At 60.5% G+C, this 16,311-nt stretch carries 11 protein-coding genes; 8 read left to right on the top strand and 3 right to left on the bottom strand.

From position 1 onward, the window contains the following. Window positions 1-17 precede the first annotated feature (17 nt). Both ACESMZ_RS15855 and ACESMZ_RS15850 read right to left on the bottom strand, forming a co-directional pair. Window positions 18-389: a hypothetical protein gene (locus ACESMZ_RS15855; RefSeq protein ID WP_372957274.1), complete on the bottom strand. Its 372-nt coding sequence runs from the start codon at window positions 387-389 to the stop codon at window positions 18-20. 7 nt (window positions 390-396) lie between these two features. Next, entirely contained in the window at window positions 397-717 is a 321-nt protein-coding gene (locus tag ACESMZ_RS15850; protein WP_372957275.1) for a DUF2288 domain-containing protein, read from the bottom strand. A gap of 167 nt (window positions 718-884) precedes the next feature. Here ACESMZ_RS15850 and ACESMZ_RS15845 point away from each other — a divergent pair, with 167 nt between their 5' ends. From ACESMZ_RS15845 to ACESMZ_RS15830, 4 genes are read left to right on the top strand one after another with little or no spacing between them, the layout of a single operon-like run. Next, window positions 885-2,255: a diguanylate cyclase gene (locus tag ACESMZ_RS15845; RefSeq protein WP_372972954.1), complete on the top strand. Its 1,371-nt coding sequence runs from the start codon at window positions 885-887 to the stop codon at window positions 2,253-2,255. Next, the gene (locus ACESMZ_RS15840; RefSeq protein ID WP_372957277.1) at window positions 2,255-3,586 is read left to right on the top strand and encodes a glycosyltransferase family 2 protein; all 1,332 of its coding nucleotides are present in this window, start codon (window positions 2,255-2,257) and stop codon (window positions 3,584-3,586) included. Before ACESMZ_RS15845 ends, ACESMZ_RS15840 begins: the two co-directional genes overlap by 1 nt. Beyond that, complete coding sequence (locus tag ACESMZ_RS15835; RefSeq protein ID WP_372957278.1) at window positions 3,586-5,667, top strand: hypothetical protein; 2,082 nt, start codon at window positions 3,586-3,588, stop codon at window positions 5,665-5,667. Before ACESMZ_RS15840 ends, ACESMZ_RS15835 begins: the two co-directional genes overlap by 1 nt. 18 nt (window positions 5,668-5,685) lie before the next feature. Beyond that, entirely contained in the window at window positions 5,686-6,711 is a 1,026-nt protein-coding gene (locus ACESMZ_RS15830; RefSeq protein WP_372957279.1) for an HlyD family secretion protein, read from the top strand. Between the two features lie 49 nt (window positions 6,712-6,760). Here the strand turns inward: ACESMZ_RS15830 and acnA are convergent, their stop codons facing one another. Continuing rightward, window positions 6,761-9,520 (bottom strand): aconitate hydratase AcnA, encoded by a 2,760-nt coding sequence (acnA, locus tag ACESMZ_RS15825; RefSeq protein WP_372957280.1) that lies wholly within the window; start codon window positions 9,518-9,520, stop codon window positions 6,761-6,763. Between the two features lie 289 nt (window positions 9,521-9,809). On the opposite strand from acnA, the gene ACESMZ_RS15820 reads away from it, so the two are divergent. The 4 genes from ACESMZ_RS15820 to greB all read left to right on the top strand — a co-directional run bounded on the left by ACESMZ_RS15820 (window position 9,810) and on the right by greB (window position 16,167). Beyond that, window positions 9,810-14,789 carry a diguanylate cyclase gene (locus ACESMZ_RS15820; protein WP_372972953.1) on the top strand — a complete coding sequence of 1,660 codons (4,980 nt, stop codon included), beginning with the start codon at window positions 9,810-9,812 and terminating at the stop codon, window positions 14,787-14,789. 140 nt (window positions 14,790-14,929) lie between these two features. Then, on the top strand, window positions 14,930-15,193 hold the full coding sequence (locus tag ACESMZ_RS15815) for an acyl-CoA-binding protein (protein ID WP_372957282.1): 264 nt from the start codon (window positions 14,930-14,932) through the stop codon (window positions 15,191-15,193). Window positions 15,194-15,363: 170 nt separating this feature from the next. Further along, window positions 15,364-15,672, top strand: coding sequence for a site-specific integrase (locus ACESMZ_RS15810; protein WP_372957283.1), 309 nt, complete (start codon window positions 15,364-15,366; stop codon window positions 15,670-15,672). A 6-nt stretch (window positions 15,673-15,678) separates the two neighbouring features. Further along, window positions 15,679-16,167, top strand: a complete 489-nt coding sequence (gene greB, locus ACESMZ_RS15805) for a transcription elongation factor GreB (protein WP_372957284.1) — start codon at window positions 15,679-15,681, stop codon at window positions 16,165-16,167. The last annotated feature ends 144 nt before the right edge of the window (window positions 16,168-16,311 follow it).

The raw sequence follows: 16,311 nt of genomic DNA, 5'->3' as shown, positions 1-16,311 counted from the left end.
AACGGAAAGGGTCGGGGTCAGAATGTGGGTTCAGGTTGCTCGGGGTCGAAACGGTAGTGGCCTTCATTGGCTTCGGCCTGCTGGCGCAGGTCCCGGGCCAGGCGCTGGGCACAGACGGTCCACTGCACCGGCTCATCCCGGCTCGGGTTATAGCCCTGCTCCAGCAGACTGCCGGCGAGCTGGCGCAGCGCCGCTTCGGCTTTGTCACGGTCCCGGTAGGGGCCACGGCAGCGGGTCGTGTCCGGCTGGCCATCCGGACCGCCTGCCAGCACCAGCACGGCCCACACTCCACCTGCCACTTTTTTGATGTGGAGTTCCAGGCGACGCCTGTCCTGCCAGAGCACCAGCGAATGCAGGGGTGTGCGACCGTGGAAGTAGTGCAGTTTCATGGCGGGCTCAGTGCAGTTTCTGGTCGTGCCGGTCCTGGACCAGCACCCAGGGCGCCACGACCACCGCCCAGAGTTCCGCTTCCCGGTCGTACCAGGCGCGGGCCAGGTCCGGGCTGACATCACCAACCTGGTCCTGGCTCATCCAGTGCTGGAACTGTACCTTGTTGTCAGCCGTCAGCTCAGCGGCCACATCCAGCAGGTCCAGTTCTGGCGACACACGTACAACATGGCCACGGGCATAGTAGGTCTGCAGTTCGCGCCAGCCTATACGGGAGGTTTCCAGATTGAGTCGGGTCTTGGTTTCATCAAGGGATTTGACTGAGGACATATACGAGCAACCCAGATTTTCATTAAACTTGGTAACAAGCTTACGCGATAGTCCACTTATCTGAAAACAAGTGGTCTCCGGGAACCTCCGGATTCGCTCAACCCGGCAGTGGCACACAGGGAGGGACTCCAACGCCAGCACACTACTATGCAATCTGAGTGAGTCATATGAAAGCACCCAAGATAGTTGTCGTCTCGGCTGAGCGCCCGACGTCCATTCCTGCTGACTGGTTCAGTGTTGCTGACATTGACAGTCTCCTCGACCATCCGGACACGGATATCGTGCTGCTTGACCAAACCGCCCATGTCGCAACCGATGCGGTGCAAAGGTTACGCAGCCACGCCGCTTTTCGCTTCCGCCTGATCTTTACCCGGGATGGGGACATCCCACTCAGCGACGGCACCATCCCGGCGGACCCGGGCAAACTCCTTCCCACGTTCCGGCTCTGGCTTGAACGTCTCAACATGTTCAACCGCGGACAGCCTCCCGAACGATTCGAGGAGCGCGTGCTGGCCTGGCTCTGGAGCCGACCTTCCAGCCGCCTGGAACCCGGGCTTGATCCCGACTTCAGGGAACTCTATCGATATCCGTTACTGGACGTCATGTCCGCGGAAGAACCGGTCAACGACATGGTCTGGCTGAACCTTATGGCCGAACAGGGCTGGCTGGAACGGGGTGAACTGATAGACCGAATCCGGCTGTGCAACCGCTGCAGTTCCGGGCGCCTGAACTATGTGGATGTCTGCCCGGCCTGCCGGGCACTGGATATCACCCGACAGCCGTCACTGCACTGTTTTACCTGCGGTCACGTGGCGCCCCAGGAGCATTTCCTCAAGGACGGCCTGATGATTTGCCCCAATTGCCTGAGCCGGTTGCGTCACATTGGCAGTGACTATGACCGTCCGCTGGAGAATTACCGGTGCCTGTCCTGCCAGAACTTCTTTGTGGATGCGGAGGTGGAAGCCCGCTGCCTGGAGTGTGGCGAACACCATGAACCTAACGAGCTCAAAGTCCGGGAAATCCGACCTCACCAGCTATCAGAGAGAGGGCGCCTGCGGTGCCGTCAGGGATTTGCGGATCAGGGGGTGACCGAAGCCTTTGGCCGACTGAATCTGGTTCCGGTCCCCACGTTCCATACCCTGTTGGACTGGGAAATCCAGCAGGCCCGTCGCTACCAGACAATGCAACCCTGCTCTGTGCTGGTGATGCAGATAGAAGCACTGGAAAAACTGACCGGAGATAGCCGGGGCCTGGCGATGGTGGATAGCCTGGTGGATCGAATCCAGGAAGCGATCCGTGACACCGACCGTTGTACCCGTACCCGTGAAAACCTGCTCTGGTTCCTTCTGCCCCATACCGACCGGGAAGGGATGCAGGTACTTCGAAGCCGCTTGTCGCAACTGACCGGCCTTTACCAGAACCGGCAAACTGACGGGTTGCCTGACATTCGCCTGGCAGGTTTCACGCTGCCGGAGGATCTGCTCAGCCAGGAAGATGCCAGCCTGCTGATGGCACGGCTGACCGGGGAAGTAAACTGATGCTGGACAGCACCTATTTCCAGCTTGCAGAGCTTGCGGCCAGCCTCGGTAACCTGGAAGGGCTGACCCGGCTCTTCCTGCTGCTGTTTCCGTTCTTCCTGCTGATGGAGCTGCCGGTAAACCTGCTGGTGCTGGCCGGTATATTCCGCTGGTACATTCGCCGCCTGAGCGCAACACCCAGTCAAAGTCTCTATACACCCAGGGTTTCCTGCGTCATCACCTGCTACAGCGAGGGGCGTGATGTGGAAAAAACCCTTCAGACGCTCTGCGAGCAGTTGTACCCCGGCCAAATTGAACTGATACCGGTAGTAGATGGCGCGGCTGCCAACCCGGCCACCATGCAAACGGTCCGCGATTTCCGCATCAACCCGGAACTTTACCCCGGGCGCGAGTTACGGCCTATCGCAAAATGGCAGCGCGGTGGCCGCGTTTCATCGCTCAATGCCGGTCTGCAGCAAGCCACCGGGGACATTGTCCTGGCCCTGGATGGCGATACCTCCTTCGACAACACCATGGTCCGTAACATCGTCAGGCACTTCGAGGACCCGAACGTACCCGCAGTATCCGGTAGCCTGCGTGTTCGTAACGTCTGGGTCAGCCTGGCAACCATGTTTCAGGCACTGGAATACTTTCTGTCGATTCATACCTCCAAGACCGGCATGTCCGAATGGAACACCGTGAATAATGTGTCAGGCGCCTTTGGGGCATTCCGCCGCGAGTTCCTGCTCCACATCGGTGGCTGGGACACGCATACGGCCGAAGACCTGGACCTGACGCTTCGCATCAAAAGCTATTTCGGTCGGCGACCGTTGCGCATTCCGTTCGAGCCCGCCGCCATCGGGTATACCGATGTGCCGGCGACCTTCCGGGCGTTTCTCATGCAGCGCCTGCGGTGGGACGGTGACCTCTACTTCCTGTACGTTCGCAAGCATGCCGACAGCATGACTCCCCGCCTGCTAGGCTGGCGCAATTTCATGATGACGCTGGTCAGCGGCCTGTTCTTTCAACTGGTACTGCCGTTCCTGATTGTCGGTTATACACTGGCTGGCCTTGTGGTGCTGCCCGTGGAGGCGGTATTGCTCCTCTTTACCATCATTTACCTCGTTTACCTTGCCACCACAGTGGTGTTCTATCTGACGGGCCTGATCCTGGTATCAGAGCAACCAATGGAAGATCTCAAACTGGCACCACTTGTGCCGATATTCCCCTTGTTCATGTTCCTGCTGCGCTGCTGGGGCGTGGTCTGTACCCTCAACGAGATGTTCCGCCGGGGCCATGAAGAAACGAGCATGGCCCCCTGGTGGGTCCTCAGAAAAGGGAAACGTTTCTGATGCTGGCGGTTTCACACCTGGTTTTTTTCACACTGCTGCTGGTCACATCAGGTACCGTTCAGGCGGTCACCCTGGAATCCCTGTTGGCAGGCATGGAAGACAGCGCCGAGGTACGGGTACAGGAAGCCGAGCAGGAGAGACTGGCCATTGAGCACCAATACCGTATCGAGGAGCGAGGATGGTCGGTTTTCGGCGGCGCAGACATTGGCCGTTTCCATGAACTTCAGCCAGATGGCAACCGGGATGACTATACCGGCTTCGGAGCCAGTGTCGGGTTGCGCTATCCGCTGCTGGGCACCCTGGACGAGCGCGAGCGGGCGGTGAGCGATGCCCGGCTGGCGGTTACCGAAAAAACCTACGAAACCCTTCTTCGGCGTTCCACACAACGATTTCAGCTTCGACAAAGCTACACCGACTGGTGGCATGCCGGGGCAGTGACCCATTGGTGCGGAACATGGCGAGCCATTGCCCGCGAAGAGCTGGCCAGTGCCCGTGAACGGGCGAGTCAGCAGGCTTTGAGAACGTCGGAGTTAAAGTGGCTGGAGCAGCGCTGGGACCGGGTCACCCGGTCCTGCGAGCGCAGCGAACAGTATCAGTCGCAACTGCGGGAGCGGACGGCCAGACTCGCTGGCGCCATCCTCACCCCGCCTGACCTGCCCCAACGACCAACGCTTACACGACATCCTGCGCCGCTGGTGCAGTGGACCGATGCCCTCAATCATCACCCCGCTGTTACTGCGCGCCTGCAAAGTATGGAAACAGCTTCCCGTAACCGTGATCATCACTGGTCAGACCGGGTCGACTCAAATTTCACCATTGCCCAGCGCCTCGACCGGCGTACGGATACCTCTGGAACCGGCAGCGGCCTGGTAGCCGGGGTAACCTTCGAAGTTCCCCTGGCGGCCCTGACCGGTCCTGATCCCGGTTCACCGGATAACGCCCGGTACCGGGCAGCCCGCGAACGACACAGGGCCGAGCTCGATCAATGGCGAGGCTACCTGGAAGACAACCTGCTCCGCTACCGTGAGGCACTGGATGATGTCAGTGAGGCCGTCGATCAGCTTACCCTGGCCAGGCGACTCACCCTGGAGCGCCGCCAACGCCTGACCATAGACTCCGAGGCAGGCTACATGGCGATGCGTACTGCCAGGGTTGAGGAAGCCGAGGCCCATCTCAACCTCTATCGGGCCTGGCGGGGGGCATCGCAGGAGCGTGCCGGCCTGCTCCAGGTGGCGGAGCATTCAGATAACCAGGCTGAATTACTGGGTTCAGAGGCCGTTAGCTGGCCAATCAGTGGCGAGGGCGCCGGGGGCAACAGCGATCCGATCAAAGCAGTTTATGTGTGGGACAGCCGCCCTCTCCTGGGTGAAGCAGAGCGAAGAAAGCGTCATCTGCAGGCGTTGGAAAGCACCGGTTTCAACCGGCTCTACCTGGGCCTCGACAGTCGCCAGGTTGCCCGCCCCCAAGAGATCCTGGATCCGCTTAAAACCCTGGTGAGTGAGGCACAAAACCGGGGTATACGGGTCGACCTGCTACTTGGCGACCCGCTTTGGTTGACCGATGAGCACCGGGCGGATCTGACTGCGTTGATCCGGCGCCTGTCCATACTTCCCTTTGCTGGCCTGCACCTGGACCTGGAGGTCGAACAGCTGGGGTGGCCAGTACCGGAACAACGACTGCAGCAATGGCTGCAAACCGTGGGTGAAGCCACCGAGGTCAGCCCGTGGCCAGTGACCCTGGTCAGTCACCACCGTTGGTTCAGCAACATGGCCGACCCTGTAACCTGTGTTCCCTGTCAGCTAGCGGCTAACGGTGTCCGGGAGGTATCGCTGATGATCTATACCACACGCACCCGGCGCTCGGTCGGGCTGATGGATCGTTCGGAACAGCTATGGCCGCAGCTGACCTTCCGACTGGCCCAGAGTGTCGAGGCAGCCCTGCCCGACTCACAAAGCTGGCATGGCCAAACCACCAAGGGGTTGAACGAAGTTGAACAGTCTCTGGTAAGCGAAGGGATCCACAACATCGAATGGCAGGACTGGCGCAACCACCCCGCCTACCCGGAGCAAACCGGTGATTGACCGAGTCAGGACACGATCATGAAAGTACGTTTTTCCAATCAGAAGGAACGAGACCCGACCCGCGACCAGGGCATGAAGGTGCTCTATGCGCCCGGCAAGCGAGCGGCATTCCGGTTTCGCTGGTACCTGATCCTTCTCTTGGTCGCGAGCCCGTTCCTGTGGTTTGTAGGCAAGCTGTTTCTGGAAGTGGCGCTGACAGAGGCACCGGCCCGACTGCACCTGCCATCAACCGACGTGCGCTCGATGCTGACCGGGCGAGTGGAAGAGCTGCATGTACAGCCAGGTGCCAACGTCCGCACGGGAGATTTAATTGCGTCGCTAGGCAGCAGTTCCCTGTCGGCACAGCAGCAGGAGCTGGAAGCATTGCTGTCGCGCGAGCCCATCATCCTGGCAAGTGAATCCCAGCGCAACAGCTTGCAGCGCCGGGTAGACCGGGCCCGAACCAGGGTCAACGAGCTGGAATCACTGGTGGCGACCGGAGCAGCCACCCGGGGAGAGCTTTCAGCAGCCCGTGACCAGCTGGACATTCGTCTGTCCGAGCTTGCCGGCTCTGTTCAGAGCCTCCAGCCCTCAGTGGCACAGCAACAGGATCAGGTGCGCGATCGTCTGCAACTGGAGCGAATCCTTCGACAAACGGAGCTACTGTCTGTGTCCGCCCCAGGGAACGGCACCATTACTGATATCGCCGTAGTTGAGGGAGAAACAGTAGGCGCCGGAAGCCGGCTTGTGAGCATCCGGTTACAAGAAGTGCCTACCATTGAAATTTATCTCAACCCGGAGCTGGCAGAGCTGGCAATAGCCGGCCAGCCACTGACACTGCACTTTCCTGACAACACCACCTTGGACGCTGAGATTACCGGCGCACCACAGGAATCCCGCCGATTACCGCCGGATCTACGCGCGCCTTTCAGCGATCACCAGATGGGACTGGTGGTAACCGCCACGACAAAATCACCCGTGCCACCCCGGTGGCACCTGGATAACGTCCCTTTGACAGCCCGGTTTCCGAACCGCTGGCTGGCATGGCTGGGTTTCGACCAATAACCTGCCTCCCCCCGGTAAATCCCGGCAGGGAGGCTATATCCAGCGCAAATCACGCCTGCTTGATCATCTCCCGCACCACATAGTGGAGGATACCACCATGGCGGAAATACACCGCCTCGTTAGCCGTATCAATGCGGGACTTGAGATCACAGGTTTCGGTTGAGCCATCCTTGTAAGTGACCGTCATTTTCAGGGTCTGGCCCGGCTGGATATCGCCGGACAGCCCTTCAATGGAGATGGTCTCCTCACCGGTCAGTTTCAGGCTCTTGCGATCCACACCCTCCGGGAACTGCAGGGGCATGACGCCCATGCCGATCAGGTTGGAGCGATGGATACGCTCGTAGGACTCAGCCACCACGGCCTTGACCCCCAGCAGGCGGGTGCCCTTGGCGGCCCAGTCACGACTGGAGCCAGTGCCGTACTCCTTGCCGGCGATAACCACCAGCGGCGTGCCCTGCTCCTGGTACTTCATGGCGGCATCGTAGATGGCCATCTGCTCGCCAGTGGGCACGAACTTCGTGTACCCACCTTCCACGCCGTCGAGCATCTCGTTGCGGATACGGACGTTGGCGAAGGTGCCCCGCATCATCACTTCGTGGTTACCCCGGCGAGAGCCGTAGGAGTTGAAATCTTTCGGCTCCACCCCGTGCTCCTGCAGGTATTTCCCGGCAGGCGTGTCGGCCTTGAAGGAACCGGCGGGTGAAATATGGTCGGTGGTTACCGAATCTCCGAGCAAGGCCAGGATATTGGCGTCGCGGATGTCTTCGATGGCATCCGGCTCCGGTCCAAGGCCTTCGAAGAACGGCGGATGCTGGATGTAGGTGGACTTGTCTGACCACTCATACACCTTGCTCTCCGGCACCTTGATGGACTGCCAGGTTTCATCGCCGTCAAAGACTTCCGCGTACTCCTTGCGGAACATGTCAGTTTTCACTTTCTCTACCGCCTCGGCGATTTCCTGCTGGCTGGGCCAGAGGTCCTTCAGGTAAACCGGGTTACCCTCCTTGTCAGTGCCCAGGGGATCCTTGGTCAGATCCACACGCACGTTACCCGCCAGGGCATAGGCAACCACCAGCGGGGGTGACGCCAGCCAGTTGGTTCTCACCAGGGGATGGACCCGCCCCTCAAAGTTCCGGTTGCCCGAGAGCACGGAGGCTACAGTCAGGTCACCCTCCGTGATGGCCTTCTCGACTTCCTCCGGCAGGGGCCCGGAGTTGCCGATACAGGTGGTGCAGCCGTAACCCACCAGGTTGAAGCCAAGCTTGTCCAGGTCGTCCTGGAAACCACCCACCTTGAGGTAATCGGTGACGACCTTGGAGCCCGGCGCCAGTGAGGTCTTCACCCATGGCTTGGTGCTCAGGCCTTTTGCCACGGCCTTCTGCGCAATCAGGCCAGCCGCCATCATCACGCTGGGGTTGGAGGTGTTGGTGCAGGAGGTAATGGCCGCAATGACCACCGCACCCGGATCAAGGCGGCATTTCTCGCCATCCAGCATCAATGGCTGGCTGGCATGGTGCTCGTAGCTGTCCTCAACACCTACCGCGGTCTGGCCACCTTCTGACTCCCATTTCTCCTCGCGAAGCTGGTTCGGACCCTCGGCGGTTTCCATCACCAGCTCGAAGGCGGACTTCATCTTGGTCAGAGGTACGCGATCCTGGGGCCGCTTGGGACCGGCCAGGCTGGCCACCACATCACCCATGTCCAGCTCCAGGGTGTCGCTGTACACTGGCTCGTGGCCTGGCTCCCGCCACAGGCCCTGGGCCTTGGCGTAGGCCTCCACCAGTTCCAGCTGGTGATCGTCCCGGCCGGTGAGTTTCATGTAGGTGAGGGTCTGCTCGTCCACCGGGAAGAAGCCGCAGGTGGCGCCGTATTCCGGTGCCATGTTGGCAATGGTGGCCCGGTCGGCTACTGGCATGTCCTTGAGGCCGTCGCCATAGAATTCCACGAACTTGCCCACTACACCTTTCTTGCGCAGCATTTCGGTGACGGTCAGCACCAGGTCTGTGGCGGTGATGCCCTCACGGAGCTTGCCGGAGATCTTGAAACCCACCACTTCGGGAATCAGCATGGACACCGGCTGGCCCAGCATGGCAGCTTCCGCCTCAATACCACCCACACCCCAGCCGAGGATCCCCAGGCCGTTGATCATGGTGGTATGGGAGTCGGTACCTACCAGGGTATCCGGGTAGGCAAAGGTCTTGCCCCCCTGCTCCTTGTGCCACACAGTCTTGCCCAGGTATTCCAGGTTGACCTGGTGGCAGATACCGGTGCCCGGCGGCACCACCCGGAAGTTGTCAAAGGCCTGCTGGCCCCAGCGCAGGAACTCGTAGCGCTCCTGGTTACGTTCCATCTCGATGGTGACATTGTCCTTGAACGCTGAGGCGTCGCCGAAGTGGTCCACCATCACCGAGTGGTCGATGACCAGGTCCACCGGCGACAGGGGGTTGATCAGTGCCGGGTCCTTGCCAGCCTTCTTGACTGCTTCACGCATGGCCGCCAGGTCCACCACCCCGGGCACACCGGTAAAGTCCTGCATCAGCACCCGCGCCGGGCGGAACTGGATCTCGGTGTCGGAACGGCGATCCTTGAGCCATTGCACCATGGCCTCAAGGTGTTTTTTCTCTACCGTTACGCCATCCTCGAATCGCAGCAGGTTTTCCGTCAGTACCTTGAGAGAGAAAGGCATCCTCTCCAGGTCACCCAGGGCTTCCTGCGCCTTGGGCAGACTGTAATAGTGATAGGTCTTGCCACCCACATCCAGGGTGGAGAGCGTTTTGTAACTGTCGTTGCTGATACCGTCATTCGACATGTGTTGCCTCCTTTTCTGATCGTCAAATGCGTGAAGGCGTAATCTGGCCGGGCCCCGGTCACCGCTTTTTTGTCTACTTTGTATGAAACTCTGCCCGGAAAGATGGCTCAGGGGAAATCTCTCTTAACTATTGCAGCTATTAACGGGAGTTCAACCCCGATGACACGAAATGCCATTTCTGCGAATGAGTAGACAGTTACTACATATAATATTCGATTACTTTCGCTTACATGTTTCACCCGTCCATTCCGCCATACTATAAAAAACATAATGGAGGAGCCCCCACACCATGACTGTCAGCACCCGGGTTCAGGCCACTGACGTGCCTTCCGGTTATCGCTTTGTGGAGAAAATTGCTGAAGGGGGCAACACCCGTATCTACCGGGCACTTCGGGAAACCGATAGCGACACGGTCGTTATCAAAACCCTGAAGCCTGAAGACGCCACCCGGGAAAATATCGCGCTGCTGCACCATGAGCACGACATCCTGCGGGATACGGAAGGCAGCTACCTGATCGGCATGCATGAGATGACCCACATAGGCGACCTGCCCGCGCTGGTGCTCGAGGATATGGGAGGTCAGTCCCTGGACCGCATCCTCACCCACCGCCGCATCAATCTCAAGGCCTGTGTAGGTATTGCAACAACCATTGCTACCGCTCTGAAACACCTGCACGCCGCCGGCATCATCCACAAGGACATCAACCCGGCTAATATCCTGGTGAACAGCAAGTCCAGGGCGATCCGGCTGATTGATTTCGGTATCGCCACCCGTCAGCAGAACGAACAGACCAGCCCCGGCCACCCCACCACGGTGCCCGGTACGCCGGGTTACATGTCCCCGGAGCAGACGGGGCGCATGAACCGTGTCGTGGACTATCGGTCAGACTTCTACTCTCTGGGGGCGACCCTGTACGAACTGGTCACCGGGCGGCCAATGTTCTCCGCAGAAGAGCCCATTGAGTGGTTCCACTGCCACATTGCGCGCACACCAGTGGCGCCGGCGGATCTCAACAGCAGTATCCCCCGGGTTCTGTCCGACCTGATCATGAAACTGCTGGCAAAGACCGCCGAGCAACGCTACCAGAGTGCCGCCGGACTTCTCCATGACCTGCATCGATGCTACCGAAACGTCAATGCCACTTCCTCCATTGACCCCTTCCCCCTGGGCAGCCATGACATACCGGACCACTTCCGCATTCCCCAGCGCCTCTACGGGCGCGAGAAGGAGGTGGAACAACTGCTGACCGCCTTCGAGAAGGCCTACGACCGGGTAGCCCTCGCGCTGGTGGCGGGGCGCTCCGGCATTGGCAAAAGCCGCCTGATCAACGAACTGCACAAGCCGGTCACGGCCCGACGGGGATATTTCACCGTGGGCAAGTTTGACCTGGTCCACCGGGACGTTCCTTACAGCGGCCTTACCGTGGCCCTGCGGGACCTGGTCCAGCAGGTGCTGACCGAAAGCGATGAGCGCCTCGCCTACTGGCGCCACCGGCTCACCGCAGCCCTCGGCCCCAACGGCGTACTGATGACCGAACTGATCCCGGAACTGGAGCTGATAATCGGCCCCCAACCCGGGCTTGCCGCCGTCGGGGCTGCCGAGTCGGAACAACGTTTCCGCCTGACGCTGTTCAACTTCATCCGGGTGTTCAGTCATGCCGATCACCCTCTGGTGCTGGTCCTGGATGACCTGCAATGGGCGGATACCAGTACTCTGCAACTGGCGGACCTGCTGGTTAACCAGATGGAAGGCGACCGCCTGCTGGTGGTGGGGGCCTACCGGGACAACGAAGTTACCCCCGATCACCCCCTGATGGCGACCCTGCAACAGATGCAGGGTACCGATGTCTACCTCACCCATATCGCCCTGCAGCCACTGGGTGTTCCGGACATTTGCCGGCTGTTGTCGGATACCCTCATGACCACTTCCGGCGAAGTGGAACCCCTGGCCCGGGTGGTGCACCAGAAAACCGAAGGTAACCCGTTCTTCGTGGAGGAATTCCTCAAGGACCAGCACGAGCGCGGCCTGATCACCTATGAGCCCTCAGTGGGACGATGGGTCTGGGATATCGCCCGGCTAAGCCAGCAGCAAATCACCGACAACGTCGCCGGGTTGATGACCCAGAAGCTGGAAAACCTGCCCCCGGAAAGCCTGGAGCTGCTTCGGCTGGCTTCCTGTGCCGGCAGCCGCTTCTCCGTAGCCATGCTCTCCATGATCACCGGGCAGGCCCCGGGTGATGTTGCCGGCGCCCTGCAGGCACCGACCCGAGCCGGCCTCGTGACACCGGTACGAGACAGCTACCAGCTGACCGAACTGGCCCAGGTCAGTGATGCCGGCCGTATTACTGTCGAATTCGCGTTCACCCACGACCGTATCCAGGAGGCGGCCTACCGCCTGGTGGATGCAGATACCCGCCAGGCGACCCACCTGGAAATCGGCCGCCAGCTGCTTCACAACCTCGACCCGGTTGAGCGCAAGGACCGGCTTTTTGCCATTGTCACCCATCTGAACATGGCCGCCGGCCTGATGGATAACCCGGAGGAGCGGCGGGAGTTATGCCGCCTCAACCTGGAGGCCGGCTACCGCGCCCGTCAGGCGGCGTCCTACCCTATCGCCTACAATCATTTCCAGAAAGCCGTGTTGCTGCTCGGTGACCATGGCTGGGAACAGGACTACGCCCTGGCACTGAGCGCATACAGTGCGGCGGCGGAGGCGGCTGCCTACGTAGGCGACGGCAAGGGGTTGAAAGTTCTGGTGGATACCGGCCTGGCGAAGGCCCGTGACCTGTTGGGCCGTGTCAGCTTCCACGAAACCTGGATGAGCTACCTGATTACCCAGGGTGAACTGCACAAGGCCATCGACATTGCCCTGCCCCTGCTCGCGGACCTTGGCCATAAATACCCCCGCCATCCCCGTCGCAGCCATGTCATCTACCGCTTCCTGAGATTCCGGAGCCGGCTGAAAACCGTCAACCTGGAGGCGGTGCGCGACCTGCCGGACCTGAGCTCTGCCGAACAACGGGCAGCGGGCCGCATTGGTGCCTCCATCGGCAGCGCGAGCATGTTTGCCGAGCCCATGTTACTTCCGCTGCTTTGTATCCGCGGAGCGGAGATGGCCCTGGAATACGGCCACAGCCCGGAAACCACGACCAGCTTCTCGGTCCTGGGCATGATGTACGCCAGGGATCTGCACGACCCAGAAACCGGCGCCCGGCTGGGCAAGCTCGCGGTTGAGCTGAGTGAGCGCTTCAACAGCCGACGGGGGCGGGCATTACATCTCTACGCGGCCCTGATCCAGCACTGGAAGGATCCGCTCCACAAGACGTTCGACAATCTGCGCCAGGCCAGCCGGATGTGTATGGAGAACGGCGATTTCGAGTACGCGGTCCACGCGGCCACCATTCATGGAGACTACCTGCTGCACGGCGGTGGCGACCTGGAAAAACTGGAGCAGCAGACCGCCCAGGAGCTGGGGGAGTTCCGCGCCCTGCACCTGGGGACGGTGCTGCACCACCACGAGGCCCGGCTACAGTTTATCCGCAACCTTCGAGGGCTGAGCAAGCACCCGGCAGAGCTCTCGGGGGATGTCTATGACATCCATGGGATGCTTCCCCGGCATCGGGAAGCCGCCGATAATGCCATCATTGAGCATGCCCTGCTCAAGTCCATGTACCTGCACTATCTGTTCGACGGCGACGGGTACCAGGAGCACAGCGCCAGCATTGCCCGACATCTGACCGGTATCCGATATGGTACCGAGGGCTTCTACACCAGTCGCTGGTCCCGCTTCGTGAGAGCCCTGGTGCTGTTGCACAACGCCCGCACGGTCAATACCTCCCGTCAGCGGCGGCGCTACCTGGGCCTCGCTCGCAGGGACCTGCGGCTGATGCGCATCGAAGCCCGTACCTGCCCGGTCAATATGGCCAACAAATACCAGCTGTTACAGGCGGAATTACTGCGCTGCAAAAACCGGGATTTCGACGCCCACGAGGCTTACGACCAGGCCATCACCCTGGCCGGTGAGCAGGGCTTCGTCGAAGAACAGGCGCTGGCCTGCAAGCTCTGCGGCACCATGCACGTCGACGCAGGCAGAGTCACCATCGGCATGCCCTATCTGGGCCGGGCCCGGAACCTCTACCGGCGCTGGGGTGCCCATGCCCTGGTCAGGCACCTGGAGCAGCGCTACCCGGAACTGGCAGAGTCCCGCCCGGCCGCCACCCTGTCTGGCACCCGGGCCATGCCCATGGCAGAAGTGGACATGACGTCCCTGATGAAGGCACTGAAAGCCATCGCGGATGAGCAGATCCACAGCCGTATGGTGGAGGCCATTATCAATATCGCCATCGAGTTTGCCGGTGCCCAGCGGGGCGTCCTGGCGCTACGGGATGGAGACGGAAACCTGAGAATCGAAGCCGAGGCCTCGGTGGACTCGGATGAAGTCGTGATCCTGCAATCGTCACCACTGGAGCAGTGTGAATCCGTTTCCCGGGCTACGGTGAACTACGTGAGCCGCACCCGGGAAAGTGTAGTGGTGGCCGATGCCCTGTCCGTGAACAGTCCGGTACCGGGGCTGGACCGGGAGGAGTACATCCTGCGGGAGCGGGTGCGTTCGATACTATGCCTGCCTATTGCCATCGGACAGGGGCCGCAGCGAACCCTGATCGGCTTGCTGTACCTGGAGAACAACCACATCAGCAACTGCTTTACCGAGGCACGTATCGGCGCCCTGGAGATTATCTCGGTGGCCGCCGCCGGTCGCCTGGAGCTGTCCCGCAAGGCGGCGGTGGATGGCCTGACCAATCTGTTCAACCACGACTATTTCCAGAATATGCTGCGCCAGGAGCTGGCCAGTGTGGCCCGTTTCGATCGGGAGATGTCGCTGGTGCTGATCGATATCGATCACTTCAAGCAGTTCAACGATACCTGGGGCCATCAGCTGGGGGATCAGGTATTGAGGGAAGTCGCCGATCTGATCAGGGCCAGTTCGAGGGAGAACGACACAGCAGCCCGTTACGGTGGTGAGGAAATGGTGGTGATCCTTCCTGGCGCGGGCCGGGAAGAGGCGACCGTGGTTGCGGAGCGTATCCGTACAGCCATCGAGCGTCACCAGGTGAAGGTGGATGATGAGGTGCTGGGGGTCACGGTCAGTCTGGGGCTGGCGACGGCTGACGCCATGCACCCGGATCCGGAGCGTCTGATAAAGAAGGCCGATATGGCGCTGTACAAGTCCAAGGCGAACGGGCGAAATCAACTTACTGTGGCGGATTGAAGGGCCCGTCGGGACGGCGGCTACAGCAGGCCCTGGTGACCGGCAGCCCCGCATCTGATAGCTTCAGACTGTGCACGGGCGCTATACTCGGAAGCTGCCTGCCAGATTACACCACGGACCAGCCGCGCAAGGAAACTGCCATGAGCGATCTCGAAACCCGTTTCAATGAAGCGGTGGATTACATCCAGAACGGCCGGGGCGACCAGAGCCCCTCCAACGAACAGAAACTGGAATTCTATGCCCTCTACAAGCAGGCCACCGAAGGGGACGTCACTGGCAAGCGCCCCGGTATGATGGACTTTGTGGGCCGGACCAAGTTTGATGCCCGGGAGAAGCTCAAGGGCATGTCCAGGGAAGACGCCATGCAGCGATATATTGATCGACTGGGGGAATTCCGCGGGTAACCTGCGGAGCTGCAGACGGATGTCCCAGGGAATCTGAACAAGCCGTAACTTCAGTAACCGCGCTTTCCTGCTGACGGCTTTTGCGGTATTCAAGCGTTTGTCATATGATGCGTTCACTATAACAACAACAGGGTCGACAAGCGGCCCGCGAGCCATCAGCAGGAATCACCATGCATCTGACCGAAGCGCTCGAGCAGAGCGAACCCGGCCTGTTTCAGCGAGTGCAGGACGCCATCCGCCATCAACAACTGAACCAGCGTACCCAGCAGACCTATCTTCACTGGATCGCCCGATTCGTCCTCTTTCACCAACCGAAGACCCCGGAGACCCTGGAAGGTGCCGACCAGCAACTTTTCCTTCTCTACCTGCAGGACCGCATCCAGCTCTCCCGTGCCCGGCTCAACCAGGCACGCCAGGCCCTCATGTTCTTTTACACCGATGTGCTCCACAAACAGGTGCCGGTGGCAGAATCTGCCTGATATCCCATGCGCGCAAGGCTGATCACCCGCGCCGGTTTCGAGGCGCTGAAAGCCGAGATGGAGCACCTGTGGCGGGTGGAACGCCCCGATGTGACCCGCAAGGTGACCTGGGCCGCCAGCCTTGGCGATCGCTCCGAGAATGCGGACTACCAGTACAACAAGAAGCGGCTGCGGGAGATCGATCGCCGCTTCCGTTACCTTGAACGTCGGTCCCGTGAATTGCAGGTGGTGGACTACAGCCCGGAACAGGAAGGCCGCGTGTTTTTCGGGGCCTGGGTTGAAGTGGAAAACGAGGACGGTGTGACCCGGCGCTTCCGCATCGTGGGCTACGACGAACTGGACCTCGACAAGCGCTTTATCTCCATCGATTCCCCCATGGCCCGGGCCCTGCTCAAGAAACAGGTGGACGACGAAGCACTGGTACAGACACCGGAAGGGCCCGTCATGTGGTATGTCACCGATATCCGGTACGAAAAACCCGAACAGGCTGACTGAGCACCCTCCACTGCCCCGAACTCACTGGCGAACCACCTTCAACTGATCGAGTAGGAGGGGGAGTTGCCTCCCCCGTCCTCTCACACCACCGGGCATACGGTTCCGTACCACGGCGGTTCATGATTGGCTCTGAAGCCGAACCAT

This window comes from Marinobacter sp., from assembly GCF_041690615.1.
Classification (GTDB): domain Bacteria; phylum Pseudomonadota; class Gammaproteobacteria; order Pseudomonadales; family Oleiphilaceae; genus Marinobacter.
Note: the sequence above shows the minus strand (reverse complement) of the source record. Positions and strands in the feature narration are given on the sequence as shown.